The sequence below is a fragment of the Xenorhabdus ehlersii genome (assembly GCF_003610465.1).
Classification (GTDB): Bacteria; Pseudomonadota; Gammaproteobacteria; order Enterobacterales; family Enterobacteriaceae; genus Xenorhabdus; species Xenorhabdus ehlersii.
In genome coordinates, this window is record NZ_RAQI01000003.1 from 1 (window position 1) to 15,422 (window position 15,422).

Annotated in this window: 13 protein-coding genes and 1 pseudogene; 3 read left to right on the plus strand and 11 right to left on the minus strand. The window is 42.0% G+C overall.

What is annotated here, in order from left to right; translation table 11 throughout:
* Positions 1–169: 169 nt before the first annotated feature.
* The 3 genes from pssA to BDE27_RS10345 all read right to left on the minus strand — a co-directional run bounded on the left by pssA (position 170) and on the right by BDE27_RS10345 (position 5,173).
* The gene (gene pssA / locus BDE27_RS10335) at positions 170–1,528 is read right to left on the minus strand and encodes a CDP-diacylglycerol--serine O-phosphatidyltransferase (protein ID WP_099131075.1); all 1,359 of its coding nucleotides are present in this window, start codon (positions 1,526–1,528) and stop codon (positions 170–172) included.
* A gap of 204 nt (positions 1,529–1,732) precedes the next feature.
* Positions 1,733–4,375 (minus strand): bifunctional acetate--CoA ligase family protein/GNAT family N-acetyltransferase, encoded by a 2,643-nt coding sequence (locus BDE27_RS10340; protein ID WP_099131076.1) that lies wholly within the window; start codon positions 4,373–4,375, stop codon positions 1,733–1,735.
* Positions 4,376–4,501: 126 nt separating this feature from the next.
* Positions 4,502–5,173, minus strand: coding sequence for a tRNA-uridine aminocarboxypropyltransferase (locus tag BDE27_RS10345; RefSeq protein ID WP_099131077.1), 672 nt, complete (start codon positions 5,171–5,173; stop codon positions 4,502–4,504).
* 134 nt (positions 5,174–5,307) lie between these two features.
* Here BDE27_RS10345 and BDE27_RS10350 point away from each other — a divergent pair, with 134 nt between their 5' ends.
* Together BDE27_RS10350 and BDE27_RS10355 are read left to right on the plus strand one after the other, a co-directional pair.
* Positions 5,308–6,348, plus strand: a complete 1,041-nt coding sequence (locus BDE27_RS10350) for a tRNA/rRNA methyltransferase (protein ID WP_099131078.1) — start codon at positions 5,308–5,310, stop codon at positions 6,346–6,348.
* 297 nt (positions 6,349–6,645) lie between these two features.
* Positions 6,646–6,792 (plus strand): annotated as a pseudogene (locus tag BDE27_RS10355) ((2Fe-2S)-binding protein); the annotation flags it as partial.
* A 94-nt stretch (positions 6,793–6,886) separates the two neighbouring features.
* Here BDE27_RS10355 and emrB read toward each other — a convergent pair.
* From emrB to BDE27_RS10380, 5 genes are all read right to left on the minus strand, one after another.
* Positions 6,887–8,428, minus strand: coding sequence for a multidrug efflux MFS transporter permease subunit EmrB (gene emrB / locus BDE27_RS10360; protein ID WP_099131079.1), 1,542 nt, complete (start codon positions 8,426–8,428; stop codon positions 6,887–6,889).
* A 9-nt stretch (positions 8,429–8,437) separates the two neighbouring features.
* The gene (emrA, locus tag BDE27_RS10365) at positions 8,438–9,673 is read right to left on the minus strand and encodes a multidrug efflux MFS transporter periplasmic adaptor subunit EmrA (protein WP_099131080.1); all 1,236 of its coding nucleotides are present in this window, start codon (positions 9,671–9,673) and stop codon (positions 8,438–8,440) included.
* Positions 9,674–9,915: 242 nt separating this feature from the next.
* Positions 9,916–10,431, minus strand: a complete 516-nt coding sequence (gene mprA / locus BDE27_RS10370) for a transcriptional repressor MprA (RefSeq protein ID WP_099131081.1) — start codon at positions 10,429–10,431, stop codon at positions 9,916–9,918.
* 129 nt (positions 10,432–10,560) lie between these two features.
* Positions 10,561–10,896, minus strand: coding sequence for an L-valine transporter subunit YgaH (gene ygaH, locus BDE27_RS10375; protein ID WP_099131082.1), 336 nt, complete (start codon positions 10,894–10,896; stop codon positions 10,561–10,563).
* A 44-nt stretch (positions 10,897–10,940) separates the two neighbouring features.
* On the minus strand, positions 10,941–11,699 hold the full coding sequence (locus BDE27_RS10380) for an AzlC family ABC transporter permease (protein WP_244208765.1): 759 nt from the start codon (positions 11,697–11,699) through the stop codon (positions 10,941–10,943).
* Between BDE27_RS10380 and BDE27_RS19940 the strand changes: the two genes are divergently transcribed.
* Positions 11,581–11,847 carry a hypothetical protein gene (locus tag BDE27_RS19940; RefSeq protein WP_244208788.1) on the plus strand — a complete coding sequence of 89 codons (267 nt, stop codon included), beginning with the start codon at positions 11,581–11,583 and terminating at the stop codon, positions 11,845–11,847. The genes BDE27_RS10380 and BDE27_RS19940 overlap by 119 nt on opposite strands.
* A gap of 59 nt (positions 11,848–11,906) precedes the next feature.
* Here the strand turns inward: BDE27_RS19940 and proX are convergent, their stop codons facing one another.
* The 3 genes from proX to proV are packed head-to-tail and all read right to left on the minus strand — an operon-like array spanning position 11,907 to position 15,283.
* Complete coding sequence (gene proX / locus BDE27_RS10385; protein WP_420882886.1) at positions 11,907–12,884, minus strand: glycine betaine/L-proline ABC transporter substrate-binding protein ProX; 978 nt, start codon at positions 12,882–12,884, stop codon at positions 11,907–11,909.
* 25 nt (positions 12,885–12,909) lie between these two features.
* On the minus strand, positions 12,910–14,091 hold the full coding sequence (gene proW, locus BDE27_RS10390) for a glycine betaine/L-proline ABC transporter permease ProW (protein WP_099131084.1): 1,182 nt from the start codon (positions 14,089–14,091) through the stop codon (positions 12,910–12,912).
* Positions 14,081–15,283 carry a glycine betaine/L-proline ABC transporter ATP-binding protein ProV gene (proV, locus tag BDE27_RS10395; RefSeq protein ID WP_099131085.1) on the minus strand — a complete coding sequence of 401 codons (1,203 nt, stop codon included), beginning with the start codon at positions 15,281–15,283 and terminating at the stop codon, positions 14,081–14,083. Before proV ends, proW begins: the two co-directional genes overlap by 11 nt.
* Positions 15,284–15,422 lie beyond the last annotated feature (139 nt).

The following is a 15,422-nucleotide window of genomic DNA, read 5'->3' on the forward strand; positions in this document are numbered from 1 at the left end:
TAGGAAAAATCATTAATATATTTCGTATCAGAGTGGTGATGTTTTTTTTCATCGCAATTCACGCCATAATTTATTTTTCTAAATCATAGCCGTTTGATAAATAAAATACAAAAATCCCCTCTGGCAATAGCGAGAGGGGATTCAAAAAAACAATAATTATTTATCTATTCTACAGTATTCTACTGATTAATCGATCCACCCGAATACGGCGCAAGCGTCGTATCAGTTTGCGTACCTTAACAGGATAGAGTTGAATACTTTCTATTTCCTGATAACTGTGGATAATTTTTGTATGAGTACGGATGCAATCCAATTCCATTGTACGTTGCTTGTTCATCTCTTGGTGGGGATCGTGAATAAGAATGGCATTTTCCAGATCTAATCCCCATGCGCGAGGATTAAGGTTATTACCCGTAATTAATTGCCATTTATTATCAACCCAGATCCCTTTTAAGTGATAAGTGTTATCTTGATCTTTCCATAACCGAATAGTTAATTGTTGGCTATCGATAAACTTTTGCAGCCGACTAGTGAATCGACGTAAGTTAATTTCATACAGATAAGGCAATGCCCCAATAATTTTAAATGGCTCTTCTGGTGGAATATAAAAATCATTAGCTGTTTTATCTCCAATGATGATCTCAATTTGCTTTCCTTGGCGGAGTAGCCGAGATATTGCACGTACTAATACTGCTGGTAAATTGAAATAAGGTGTACAAATAACCAGCTTGTTTTCAGTGCAAGACATGAGATGACAAATTGTTTTGTTCAGCAGATTTTTTTTGCCCAATCCCACAAGGGGAGTTACTGCCAATTCTTCATTGGATGCTTGATTTTCAACGTGATATTCGGCATTCCTCAATGAAGCACGAAATTGGCGGATCAAATTTTTAATTTGAAGGCTACGAGGACGATTGTGGCAGGCTAAATTTTTTACGGCTTCTGCACTAATAATACTATCATCGATAAATTGCTTCATGACCACAGCAAGTTTCGCGTTATGCAGTAAATGATAACGATCGTAACGATATTTTTCATTGCGGTGCAAATAGACATCATTAATACTGGCTCCGCTGTAAATAACCGTATCATCAAAGATAAAGCCTTTCAGATGTAAAACTCCCAGTGCTTCACGAGTATTCACTGGAACACCCAGGATGGAAATGTTGACATCAGGGTAGCTTTCAGCCATGGAGCAGTACCAATCTGCATTTGTTGCCGCAGCTTCTACACCAATACGACCACGTTGGGCACGATGCCAATCGACTAGGATCTTTATATCCAGCTCAGGGCGTTTTTGTTTGGCTTCATATAATGCAGTCAGAATATCCCGCCCTGCATCATCATTTTCTAAATATAAGGCGGCGATATAGATATGCTTTTGGGCATTTTCTATACGTTCCAATACGGTGCTGCGAAATACTTTAGATTCATAAAGTGTCTCAATGTCAGCAACTGATTGCGGTAGCTTAGGCAATTGTGCAAGGTGTTGTTGGTGTTTTGCTTGTTTAAATTTGGACAACATCACAGTGCGTTTTTCTCTTAGTCTAGATGGAGTTAATACCATCATAAGGTGTATGAATCAAAATGATCTGGCGATGATACCATTAGTTTGGTTCATTGTGAGTATGAATTAACTCTCTTGAGTTGATTGCTTTAAGACTGTGCGATCTATCACGGAGTGAGCATTTTTTATCACTCATCACGAGATGCACATTGAATTTATTTTTTGCTAGAGTTTCAACATAAGATTAACAATACCGTCTTCTAACTGTATATCAATGGTAAACCCAAGTTTTTTCGCAAGTTGGATCATATTACGGTTTTCAGGCATAGTGATAGCCGTTAGTGCCTGAATACCATGTTCTCTTGTATAGTTAATCAGTTTAGTCATAAGTTGATAACCTAACGTAATCCCCTTCAGATCTGATCGGACTAATATCGCAAATTCAGCTTCGATATTATCGGGATCAGCCATAGCACGAGCGACACCAATAATTTCAGGTGTTGTTGCTGGATGTCGGATCGCTACGAATGCCATTTCTCGGTCGTAATCAATTTGGGTCATGTTTGCAAGATCATCATGAGTAAACTCGTTAATTTCACTGAAATAGCGATAATAAAGATCTTCCTTTGTTACTTGACCGATAAATGCTTTCAGCAAAGGTTCATCTTCCGGCAGGATTGGTCGTAGCAAACATTCAAGATCATCTTTGATGTAGATAGTTTCTTCCAGTTCATTAGGATAAGGCCGGATAGCCAGTCTATTGTGGGGATCGCCTGTTACTGTCATCAACTCCATTGTCACATCCAATAGCGTGAATTCATTACCTGATGCAAGCAGTGGATGGATATTCATACGAGTAATTTGAGGGCAATCGATCAGAAGATTGGATACTCTGACCAATAACTGGCTGAGGGCAAGAATATCCAGCGGCAAAAGTGAACCGCCAGATTTTATTTTGCCACTCTTAATTGCCTGAATAACCAGATAACGGGCTAATGCCATATTAAGGGGAGGAAGAGCGACAGCCGCCTGTGTTTCATGCACCCAATCAATATCTCCCTCGCCTAGCATGATTAAGGGACCAAATATCTCGTCTTGCTCAATAGCAATTCTCAGCTCTTGTGTGCCAGCCCGATTAGCCATGCTTTGTACTAATAATCCATGAATCCTGGCTTGCGGGAAGTTTTGTTTGACACGTTCAATAATCGCTTGTGTTGCGGCCTTAACTTCATCAGCATTACGTAAATAAAGCATCACTCCCTGAACCTCTGATTTATGTGGAATATCAGGGGAGCGGAGCTTTAATGCCACAGGATAGCCAATTTTTTCTGCAATATTGACCGCATCATCACTGGTATGGGCGATCCAAGTCGGTAAAGTATTTAAACCGTAAGCATCGAGAATAGGTTGTACTTCATGGGTATCCAGTCGGACATTCCCGTTATCAAGCGCCTTCTGTATACATTCATGGGCTCGAGACGTATTCGATGTGATGCCAATGGGTAAAGATGGTGTTTCTTTTAACTGTTTTTGGTTTCGCTGATATTCCACCATATGCATAAAGGCGGTAATGGCACCTTCTGGTGTCCGATAAGTTGGAATACCAGCCTCACTGAACAGACGTCGGGCTTCCAATGAAGAGTATTCTCCGCACCAATTAGTGAAAATAGTGAGCCATTTCCCACGAGGATGCTCTTTAATGGTTTGTATAACTCTAACCGCTGTAGTTTGGCTGTGGGATATGGCACTAGGAGAGTGGATTAACAATAAGGCATCATAATCATGACTATCCAAAAGTAACCTGAGTGCAGCAATATATCGTTCGGTGGAGGAGTCATCACCGATATCCAATGGATTACGTAAAAGCAGCGTGTCTGGAAGTATGCCAGACAATCCATTGATCGTTTCCTCACCTAATATAGCGAGTTTGCCAGTTCTCCTGAATAGTTCATCCAGTGCCATCGCCGCAGGCGCTGCCCCATTACTGACGATTAATAAACGTTCTCCGCGCAATGGCCGCATAAAACTCAATGTTTCCACTGCGGAGAACATTTCATGTGTATCTTGTACACGCAGTAATCCGGCGCGTTGAATGGCTGCGTCATAAGCAGCATCGAAATTTTGTTGTTCTCCCAGTAACTTCTGAACTTTCCGGGTACGACTGCTTTTCACGACCAGAATAGGTTTATTGCGTGAAGCGCTTCGGGAAGCAGAAAGAAAACGGCGGGCATCGCTGATATGTTCGAGATGCAACAAAATAGCACTGGTCTTACTGTCTCTTGCTAAAAAGTCGAGCAGGTCATCAATATCAATATCAACACTGTCACCCAAGGCAATAAAATACGAAAAACCAATATTACGATGGTTGGCCCAGTCCAGAATTGTGTTGGATATTGCTGCTGATTGTGAAATAAAGGCGAGTTTACCTTTAAGGATAGGGATCGGGGAAAAACTGGCATTTAGCCCGCTCCAGGGTGCTAAGATGCCAAGGCTATTAGGTCCCAGAATTCGGAGATGATGTTTTTGGCTGCACTGTTTCAATTCAGTAAATTGTGATGGCGGGGAGGATAAAATGATGACGGTTTTGCATCCGTGTTGAGCCAATTGCTCTAGTAAAGACAAATTGCGACTGTGATGAGTACAGATCACAGCCAGATCAGGAGATAATGGTAATTTATCGATAGAAGGATAGGCTAACACACCCAGAACGGCAGATTTGTTTGGTGTTACGGGGAGAATAGGCCCTGTAAATCCACCCATTAACAAATTTCTCATCAACACTGAACTGGCTTTTTCTGGCTTTTCAGAAGCACCAATAACGGCGATAGATTTAGGGCGTAATAATGCTTCAAGTCCGCGCTGGCTCATTTCCGGGGTTCCTTATTAGTTATCACATCAATAAACAATCACTGTTGATTAAACAATTACCATGAATAACTTTAGCCACCGTCAGTTACTTTAGCGCGGATTGTCAAGCATTACTGTGAGTTATTCCTACAGATGATTAGATTTTCCTGCCAGATATTGTTCACGAAAGTGATTGAAATGATTTAATAATGATTGTGACGCTTTAATATCCCCAGCTAATTCTAATGCCGCAGCCGCGACCTCGGCAGTACAATGTTGTTCTGTTCTGGAGGGAACCCGAAGTAAATAGTCCATTTTGGCAATATTATTAATAGACAATAGGGGAATATCATCCAAATATGGGCTTTTACGAAACATTTTTCTTGCTTCAGGCCAAGTACCATCCAATATAATGAACAGCGGTGGTTTTTGGTTAGCAGGGATCTTCTGATACACCGTACGAGGAGGCGTAGCATAACTGTCTGGGAAGATCAGATAGGGTTGTCGGGTTGGATCACGCACGACTTCGAGCAGTTGTTGATCAGGCTCGGTTCTAGACCAGAGAAAAGCGCATGTATCAGGCAGAATATCTGCAATCAACTTTCCCGTATTACTGGGTTTCATCGGCTCAGTATCGAACATGATGAGACAGAAGCGGCTTTCCGCATTTGCAGGTGAAATCATTCCACACAGACATTTTTTTTGGGGTAATAAACAATGCAGGCAACGCGGCACCCGGCACCCTCTTGCCAGAAAAGGGCGGGTAGAACGGGCAAGGCGGCGTTGGCGAAGCTGATAAACGGCGTTGTTATTTCTCATTTAAGAACTCAAACATGTTTGTGGATAAAATCAGTAAAAAATTAGCGGATATTTTAATGGATTGTCGTTACCAGAGGTAGCTTCGGGCGCGTACATCGGGTAATCTGCGCGCCATAACGCAGTTGGAGAAATAAATGAACGATTCCTATAGTGGTAAGAACGGCAAAGTCAAAGTAATGTATGTCCGCAATAATGAGGACAATAACGATAACCGTAAGGGCGGAGATCGTCGTCAAAACAGTGACAGCCGTAAGAGTGATAACCGTCCGTTTGGTAAAGGGCGTGATCAGGGTGACCGCCGTCGTGGCAATGAACGCCCAGTGCGTTCAGGCGATCGTTCTCCGTGGAGAACTATCTCCCGTCCAGAGGGCGAATCTCTTAGTCCAGAGCATCAAGGTATTAGCGGCAAAAGCAACATTGATCCTGAACAGCTTCGTCGTCAGCGTTTGGAAGAAACTCGCATCTATGGGGAAAATGCTTGTCAGGCAATGTTCCAGAACCGTCCTGATGCGATTGTTCGGGCCTGGTTTGTTCAATCGGTCACGCCGCGTTTTCGCGATGCATTGAAATGGATGGCGGCAAATCGCAAAGCTTACCATGTAGTTGACGACGAAGAGCTATCCAAGGCATCAGGTACAGAGCATCACGGTGGCGTATGTTTCCTGATTAAGAAACGCAATGGTTTGGATGTGGAAACCTATTTGCAGCAGGCACCAGTAAAAGATTGTGTATTGGCATTGGAAAATGTAGGTAACCCACATAATCTTGGCGCAATTATGCGTAGTTGTGCGCATTTTGGCGTACAGGGTGTGATTTTGCAGGATACAGCGCTGTTGGAATCAGGTGCGGCTGTTCGTACAGCAGAAGGAGGCGCTGAGCACATCAAAGGCATTGATGCAGATGGATTCACGGCTGCGCTAAATCAATTCCGTAACCAAGGCTATACAATTGTGACCACATCAAGTCATAAAGGTAGCACAACACTGGCACAAGCAACATTGCCAGAAAAAATGGTCTTGGTGTTGGGTCAGGAAAGTGACGGATTAAGTGACAGCATTTGGGAAGATGGTGACATTCGTCTTTCTATTGGTGGAACGGGGCGGGTAGAAAGCCTGAATGTTTCTGTTGCAACAGGTATTATGCTGGCGGAATGGTGGCGCCAGAATAAGATTTAATTTATTACCTATCTCAAGTTGCTATTTAGTCAAAGAATAGTGACTTGGAAATAGATAGTTTAATATCCATTGCTAATAAGGCCCTGTCTATTTAGTCAGGGCCTTATTTTATTCCCTTTATTTATTAAGTTTGTTTTTATTATTTCATAAAAAATATTTCTCAAAATTAAATAAAACACTTGTTATTATTTTAAATAAAATTATTGAGTTAAGTTTTTATTTTCTCTAAATTCGTTACTTTTTTCATGGTTATTAATAATAATCATTTTTATTATCATTTGATAAAAAAGAAAGATCATATCCTTAGTGAGCCAGAATAAATACCCCATTTATTGGATAGTCATGACCCAACGCCGTTGTTGCTGCCAAAGAAATAAATTACCAGGAGTCGGGAATTGTCACGACTGTCCTCTTGAATTTACTGCACAATCCTCTCAATCGTAAGTAATACTTTATGATGATGAGAGGGTTGTGGCTGTAGCATTTTTTTAACGGGAGTAATACTCCCGTTAAAATCTGTATATTCAATATAATAAGCTTAATGCGTTCCCCCGTGGTCTTTACCTCCGGCAGAAAAAGGCGGTTTTGCCAGCCAGATCAATAATGTCAAGATAAGGAATATACCTGCTGAAAGCCAAAAGATCTCATTGGCAGAGATAATTAATCCTTGATGAGTGATCTGTTTTGCCAGATAAGCTGATATTTGTTCATCATTCATGCCTAATTGAGCTAATTGCTGATGTATTTGCTGATAATTAGGGTTATATGGGTTGATGTACTCCGTAAGGTTCGAGTGGTGCATCGATTCACGTTGTGTCCACATTGTAGTTGTGAGAGATGTCCCGATTGAACCCGACAATATACGGGTAAAATTTGACAGGCTGGAAGCTGAGGCCATTCGTTCTGGCCCTAGCCCTGATAATGTAATGGTTGTCAATGGCATAAAGAAACATGCCATGGCAAGCCCTTGAACAAACTGAGGCCATGCTGTAGCAGCGAAACCCATGTCTGGTTCAAAGGTATACGCCCGCCAATAGAAGCAAATCGCATAAGTAATGAAACTAAATGTCACGATATAGCGCATGTCTATCTTATGGCCAAACCTGCCAATGACGGGTGACAATAACAGTGGCAGCAATCCTATAGGTGCAGCCGCAAAGCCAGCCCACGTTGCGGTATAGCCGTAAACTTCTTGCAATAGCTGTGGCAGTAAAACAATCGAACCAAAGTACATCATGAAGCCGAGACTAATACTCAGCGTACCAATGGAAAAGTTGCGTAGCTTAAACAGGGATAGATCGATTATCGGATGATCATCAGTCAGTTCCCATATGATCAGGAAAATAAGTGCGATAATAGCAGTAATAGTAAGGATAATAATTTCGGTGGAATTAAACCAATCAAGTTCCTTGCCCTGGTCAAGCATAATTTGCAGACTGCCTACACCAATCACCAGTAAAAACAGCCCAATAATGTCGATGGGGCGGATTTCCGTTTTTGTTTCTCGGCCACGCAATAGCTGCGTGATAATAAAGATAATTGCAATACCAAGGGGGATATTGATGTAAAAAATCCATCCCCAATGATAGTTATCACTGATATAGCCACCAAGGATAGGTCCACAAATGGGGGCAACAACAATCATTATCGACCATAGTGCCAATGCCATGTTGCGTTTCGCTGGTGGATAGTTATTTAACAACAAACTTTGGCAAAGGGGGAGTACGGGGCCTGCGGCCAACCCTTGCATAACGCGGAAGAAAATTAACATACCGAGGCTGTTGGAAAGGCCACATAGCCAAGATGAAAGAGTAAAAATTGCGGTAGACCAGAGGAACAATTTCACTTCACCGAAACGCTTTGCTAACCAACCGGTGATAGGAATGGAAATTGCGTTTGCGACACCGAAGGAGGTAATCACCCATGTTCCCTGCGAGCTTGATGCACCCAGATTACCAGCAATCGTCGGTATGGCGACGTTGGCAATGGTAGAGTCGAGAACAAGCATGAAAGTCGCCATTGAAAGAATAATGGTCAAAATGGCGAGTTTCGCACCTGTAAGCGGTTCTCTTGTTACCATGACCCCTCCTTAAATTTGGTTTCCTGCATTACTATTAATAATGTCAGTAACTATTTTGTTTACAGGAGCCATATCTATCGTCAAGGCTTTGGTCTGGTAGGCCGGAAGGGTACGTCCGGTGGTTGCCAGTACAGTTCCATCGGTGTTCGCTGTGTCCACGGTGACTTTTGTTGATAACCCAATTCGCAATGGATGTTGTTTTAATTGTTCAGGATCAAGTTCAATACGGACTGGCAAGCGTTGTACGACCTTAATCCAGTTTCCGCTGGCATTTTGTGCTGGCAATAGGGAAAAGGCACTACCGGTTCCCATATCGATACCTGCAACCTTGCCAGTATAGACAATATCGTCACCATAGAAATCGCTGATGATTGTAGCCGGCTGTCCAATCCGCATATTTGCCAGTTGGGTTTCTTTGAAATTGGCCTCAATCCACATATTGTTGGCGGGTACAATCGCCATCAATGGTGTTCCTGAATTGATACGGGAACCTACCTGAACGCTACGACGAGCAACATAACCATCAACAGGGCTGACAATATTGTTTCTCTGCAAGGCGAGCCAGGCATCACGAACGCCGGAGGCCGCTTTTTCGATAGCTGGCTGTTTTCCCAGTGGAGTATCCAAAATAATGGCTTGATTGCTTTTATATTGAGCTATTGCAACATCCAGATCAGCTTGGGCAGCAGAGACAGTTTCGCGCATATGTTGCAACTCTTCTTTACCAATCAAATTCTGAGTTCCCAATATTTCCCTTCGATTGAGATCACTTTGCGCTTTTCTGAGAGCAATTTTTTTCAGCTCAATGATGGCTTGATATCTTTTACTGTCGATCATGTGTTGATGAGTGATTCGGACAGTATTGGCTAATTCATTTTTGGCTCTTTCCAGGGCCAATTCGGCGTCACGAGGATCGAGTTGGATAAGAGGCTGACCACTTTTCACAAAATCAGTATTGTCAAAATTAACAGTTACGACACTACCTGCAATTTGCGACATGACTTGTATCTGATTACCTGTAACATAGGCATTATCGGTTTCTTGGCAGTGACGTAAAGTGAGAAACCAGTAAACGGTATAGCCAGCCCCAAGCAGAAGGAAAAATATTATCAATAACGTAATGATATGGCGGCGTTTCTGTTTTTTAGTCCTATTTTTTGTTTTCACCTTTGCAGGAGAGTGTTTTTCGCTTGAGGATAGCGTTTTTTCGCTAGACGGAAGTGATGCTTTCTCACTAATACTCATGGAGAGTCCCCATATTTGTTTTTAACTTATTATTAATTGTGTGGCCCCGACAGGACAAAACACGTTTCCAGTAGTGTGCGCTTACACTACTGGAAGAGACGAACGATATGGATTTAAGTATTATCTGAAGATAATAGTTAGCCATACGAAGTATCTGATGATACAGGCTAGTAGAAAAGTTTTTTTAGATCATGTTGCTATAACATGTTTTCTTAGTTCAAGACCGTCCAGAAGAAAGGCAATCACTTACTTAAACAATCCCCAATATTATCTAATTGTCCCAAAACTTTTCTCATCAATTTTTCTAACTGTTTTTTCTCCTCTGAATCCAGGATAGACCAAAGCTTAACCAGGCATTCATGCTGTGGTGGAAGTAAACTGTTCAAGAAATTTGAACCTTTTTCTGTGAGATGGAGATGGAGACAACGACGATCATTATGGCTCTCCTTTCTCTCTATCCAGCCCTGCTTTTCTAATTCATCTGCAATTCGGGTTGCATTTGTACGGGAAGAGCCTAATGCAGCGCTGAGTTCTGATGGCTGAATGCTACGGCTTTCTTTGGTATCCAGAATCATCAGAGCCATAAACAAGGTTTCATTGATTCCTTGTGCTTTCAGCATGTTGTTGCGATTTTCTAGAAGCCTGCTCTGGACATGCATAGATAAGCGAGTCAGTAATATCTCTTGATAGGGTAAACTTTTTTGCTGTGCTACACGGCAATTAAGTAACTCTTCTGTGGGAGTGAATGAACTTTCCATTGTTTAGATACCTTATTAGTTTCAACCGGTAAAGTAACTTTTGTTAAAAACCATACAAATACTATATTAAAAGTTAAATTTAGCAATTATAGTTATTTATTATCATCATATTTCTTTTAATATTGATACCTAATTCATAAATAGCTTGAATATTATTCCAAAAGCTATGGCACCAGACAGTGTTGAAATAATGATGCTTCGAGTTTTGTAGAAAAACAGACAGATGGTTAGGCTGCCAATGAGAGTCGGAAAAAATTTGTTGTGCTCCTTCATGACGTCAGGAATGCTTGAGACGATAAGGAGTGAACAAATTGATGCAATACCAATGCTGTCGAGTATGACACCCATTTTTCCTTTTTTTTCTGCCGGCGAGCGATTGACACCCAGACGCAGAGGAAGATAGCGGAATAAAAAGTTGGCAGCGCCTACAATAAGTCCGATAAGAAGTATTTTATTATCAATCATATAATGAGCTAAATATGTAATATATTAATTATGTAAGGTGCTAATCATGCATTTTTAGTTTGCAAAAGTGCGGCTAAACATCCACTCACGATCCCCGCGAGAATCGCGATGGGGATTGAAAAAAATGTGATTCCCATTAATGCGCCTAATAAAGCAGCGGTAACACAGTAGGTATTTTGTTTTTTGAAAGATGCTAACAAAAAACTTAAGAATAGAGCCGGAAGCATAAATATCATGGCAGCTTCAATGGCGGGATAAGAACTCAAATAACCGTTACCCAATATGGCCCCAGCTACGGTACCCAACACCCAAGAGAGCCAGGAACATGCTGCAATGGCGACCATCCAGTTTTCACTCCAACTTCGTTGGTCTTTAATCAATTTGGCTGTTGCTGCGGCAAAAACTTCATCAGTCAGGCCAAAGGCCCAAATTACGGTTTTCTTTTCCGACAATTTTTGTTTGATGCGATAACGCAAGGCTGGGCCATACAAAATGTGGCGGATATCCATTGCCATTACGGTTAGCGCAGAAAACCACAATGACATTCCTGCGCTCAGTAAAGCGGTGATGACAAACTGGCTGGCACCAGCATAAATGACACAGGAAAAAAATATGGCCTCTATAGGAGTAAACCCCAATTTAGTGGCGCTTAAGCCAAATGCAAAAGAGATGGGAATATAACCAATGGCGATTGGGAGACTATCCCAAATACCTTCTTTAAATGAAGAAGCCTTGTGTGGTAGAGGATTCTCGGATTCTGATGTATCAGATATTGGTATATCAGATGCAGATTTATCAGGCATTGGCATGGAGTATTTTATTTTTTTGTTAACAGATAAAACAACATTAACAAAATATGATGAAAGTGAAAATATAAAATATATAAATTATTTAAATAATATCATTGAGAACAAAGGAATTGATCGTGATAGAAGAGTGTGTGCTGGATAGTCGTGAGTTTTGTTAACATATTCACGGCTACCCAGGTGCAAAATGAAGGAAAGGTTAATTTATGCTTTGTGAACGGTTTTTCTGGCTGCTTTTAACCAACCATCTACTATTTTCTGGTGTGTTTTGATCCAGTCTTCAGCCTGGCGTTCAATATCAGCTTCTGAAATTTTAGCGTTATGCATGAGCTGATTTTGAGCACTGATATCAGCAATAGGTAAGGTCATAACAGCAAAAAGTTTCGCCGCAGTGGGGTTCTTTTCTGCCCACGCTTTGTTTGCCACGATACGCATGGAGTTGGGAGGGAAGCCATAGTTACGTCCGTTAGGCAACTGGGTATTGACGGTATCTCCCTCACTGATGGCAGAGAAGGGTACTTGAAGCCAAACGACATCTTTTCCGGGTTTCAGTACATCACTTACCCAATAAGGTGTCCAAGTGTAATAGAGGATAGGCTTACCTGCCCGATAACGGGCAATAGTGTCAGCCATCATAGCCGCATAATTGCCTTGGTTTTGTTCCACGGTATTTTTCAATCCATAAGCAGCTAAATGATGATTGATCGCACTTTCACACCCCCACCCAGGGTTACAGCCTGTCAAATCTGCTTTTCCATCTCCATTACTATCAAACAGCTTGGCAAGTTTAGGATCTTTTAATTGAGCAATATTGGTGATGTGATATTTTTCTGCGGTTTTTTTATCAATAAGATACCCTTGAGCCGCATTTACGACATAATTTCCCTTGCGATAGAAGATGTTATCTCCTCCGGCAGCTTTGTATGGGGCATCATGGAGTGGTACCCAATTGACGGCCATAAAGGTGGCATCACCAGAAGCAATGGAAGTGTAAGTAATGTTATAATCAACTTCTTTGATCGGTTTGACGTCATAGCCGAGTTTTTCTAATGCTTTGCAGACAATCAAAGTCTGAAATGTTTCCTCAGTGATTGTACTTTGTAGCGGTTGTACACTGATACCTTTGCCGGGAAGGTCAGTGGCAGATGCTATTGAGGATAATGAGAGGCTTATGAATACCATGAGAAGCGTTGCAAAAATTATCCCCTTATTCATGATCTCTTTGCATAAGGTGATTATGCGCATGGTTGTTTCCTCCTTTTGTTGCCAGGTTGGATATCGTTTTGGACGTATTATTTTGACTGGCATGATTTTGATGGACGGTTTTTTTTCTTATTGAACGAATTGAGAGAAAAAGTAGTCGCAGTAATCCTATTGGCCCAGAGTGATACCAGTGTCCTCCTCTGGTTCGATGATTTTTGCCCAAGGATTGAGTCAGGCGATCAAGGATAATGGCAAGAATGACAATGCCTGTCCCGCCAACGGCAGCTAATCCTATATCAAGACGGCCAATACCGCGCAATACCATCAGCCCCAAGCCGCCAACCGCAATCATGGAAGCGATGACGACCATAGAAAGCGCTAACATCAATGTTTGATTCACCCCTGCCATAATTGTAGGCATCGCCAACGGCAATTGAACTTTGAACAACATTTGCCGTGGGCTTGCCCCAAATGATCTGGCGGCTTCAATTAAATCTGATGGAACCTGTTTTATTCCCAAAATTGTCAGACGAATAATGGGAGGTAAAGCAAAAATGATGGTGACGATGACACCGGGTACATTCCCTATGCCAAACAGCATTACGATGGGAACGAGATAAACGAAAGCAGGAGTGGTTTGCATAGCATCCAGCAAGGGGCGAACAATTTTGGCCAGCCGTTCATTGCGAGCTAATCCGATCCCAAGAGGAAGCCCAATGATAAGGCAGAACAGTAGGGCAGTTAGCACCAGAGCCATGGTTATCATCGCTTCTGACCATGCGCCAATTACACCGATCATAATCAGTGAAATTAAAGCGATTACACCTATTCCTGCACCAGCAATTTGCCAGGCGAGTAACGCAAAAAACAAAATGGTGATGGGAGGGGGCAATGTCGTCAGGAACTGCTCAAAACCAGTGAGGACAAAATCTACTGGGACGCGGATGACTTGAAAAACAGGCCGGAAGTGTATGACAACCCAATTAATGATATTGGTTACCCATGAGTCAAACGGAATTAGCTTATGCTGAAAAGGTGACATGAAATTAAAGTGTTCTGGTGGAATATTGGTTGCAGAAGTATTCAGCCAATCGTGGTTTGATGCAGGAGCAGCGGTGCCACTGTCCATCCAGGGATCACTGTTATTGGTGGGATCAGTGACTGTTTGTGGAGAGTTATTGTCCATTGGGTGCCTCCTTATCTAAGGCCTGTAGCAGTATTCCTTTGGAAATGACACCTAAATAACGGTTATTGTCATCTATGACAGGAACGGCGCAGGGAGATTGCGCGACAGTGGATATCAATTCATTCAGCGGAATATCTGCCGAAACGGCGGTTGGTTTTTCCAATATAGCATGTGCAATGGATTTTTTTTCTGCCAATGCTTGTTGCAGGGAATTGGCAGATACCACACCAATAAACTTCTGGTTTTTTTCGATTAAATAGCCATAGTTTCTGTCTTCATTATCCAGCACTTTCAATGCAGAGCGGGGACCAAAACCTGCTGCGGCATGAAGCAACGTTTCTGGTCGGCGGCGGGCAATGTCTTTGGCTGAGAAGACATGTCCAACATCCACACCACGGAAGAATGTTTTGACATAATCATTAGCGGGGCTATTCATAATCTCATCAGGTGTGCCGACCTGAACGACAATACCGTCCTGCATGATGGCAATGCGATCACCGATACGCATTGCTTCATCCAAGTCATGGGAAATAAAAACCACGGTACGTTGATGTTCCCCTTGCAGGCGCAGTAATTCATCTTGCATTTCGGCTCGGATGAGAGGATCGAGGGCTGAAAAGGCTTCATCCATTAACAGAATATCGGGATTGTTAGCCAAAGCTCTGGCTAACCCAATACGTTGCTGCATACCACCGGAAAGTTCATCGGGATAGGATAGAGCGTAGTTTTCGAGATTGACTTGTTGCAGCGTTTCAAGTGCTTTTTGATGACGCTCTTCTTTGGGGACACCCGCAAGCTCCATACCAAACGCCGTATTTTCCAGAATATTCAAATGTGGCATAAGTGCAAATGACTGGAAGACCATGCTGATCTTGCTGCGGCGAACGTCTCGTAGCTGAGTTTCTGTGATAGTGGAAATATCTTTGCCGTCGATAAGTACATGGCCTTTGGTAGGCTCTATCAGACGATTGAGAAGACGTACTAGTGTGGATTTACCTGAACCAGATAATCCCATGATCACAAATATTTCGCCTTCTTCAATGGCCAGATTGACATCTTGAACACCGACGGTGAGACCTGTTTTTTCAAATATTTGTTCTTTGCTGAGACCAGACGCTAATAACTTAAATGCTGGCCCAGGATTATTGCCAAATATTTTATAGAGATTCTTAACTTCAAGTTTAACAGTCATGGAATAATATTTTCCTGTTGTTGATGATATATTGCGTTCAATTACTCCGCTGATATTTTACCAACATATACCCTAACATATTAAAATGCACTGACAACCCTTTATTTAACATTATTAATAAAAAGTTATGTTTTCACAT

What these genes read in the sequence shown, in the direction of transcription:
- BDE27_RS10340 (WP_099131076.1), bottom strand. Translation starts at nt 4,375, where the DNA reads ATGAGCCAGCGCGGACTTGAAGCATTATTACGCCCTAAATCTATCGCC.
- BDE27_RS10345 (WP_099131077.1), bottom strand. Translation starts at nt 5,173, where the DNA reads ATGAGAAATAACAACGCCGTTTATCAGCTTCGCCAACGCCGCCTTGCC.
- BDE27_RS10350 (WP_099131078.1), top strand. Translation starts at nt 5,308, where the DNA reads ATGAACGATTCCTATAGTGGTAAGAACGGCAAAGTCAAAGTAATGTAT.
- emrB (WP_099131079.1), bottom strand. Translation starts at nt 8,428, where the DNA reads ATGGTAACAAGAGAACCGCTTACAGGTGCGAAACTCGCCATTTTGACC.
- emrA (WP_099131080.1), bottom strand. Translation starts at nt 9,673, where the DNA reads ATGAGTATTAGTGAGAAAGCATCACTTCCGTCTAGCGAAAAAACGCTA.
- mprA (WP_099131081.1), bottom strand. Translation starts at nt 10,431, where the DNA reads ATGGAAAGTTCATTCACTCCCACAGAAGAGTTACTTAATTGCCGTGTA.
- ygaH (WP_099131082.1), bottom strand. Translation starts at nt 10,896, where the DNA reads ATGATTGATAATAAAATACTTCTTATCGGACTTATTGTAGGCGCTGCC.
- BDE27_RS19940 (WP_244208788.1), top strand. Translation starts at nt 11,581, where the DNA reads ATGGCGATTGGGAGACTATCCCAAATACCTTCTTTAAATGAAGAAGCC.
- BDE27_RS10380 (WP_244208765.1), bottom strand. Translation starts at nt 11,699, where the DNA reads ATGCCTGATAAATCTGCATCTGATATACCAATATCTGATACATCAGAA.
- proX (WP_420882886.1), bottom strand. Translation starts at nt 12,884, where the DNA reads ATGGTATTCATAAGCCTCTCATTATCCTCAATAGCATCTGCCACTGAC.
- proW (WP_099131084.1), bottom strand. Translation starts at nt 14,091, where the DNA reads ATGGACAATAACTCTCCACAAACAGTCACTGATCCCACCAATAACAGT.
- proV (WP_099131085.1), bottom strand. Translation starts at nt 15,283, where the DNA reads ATGACTGTTAAACTTGAAGTTAAGAATCTCTATAAAATATTTGGCAAT.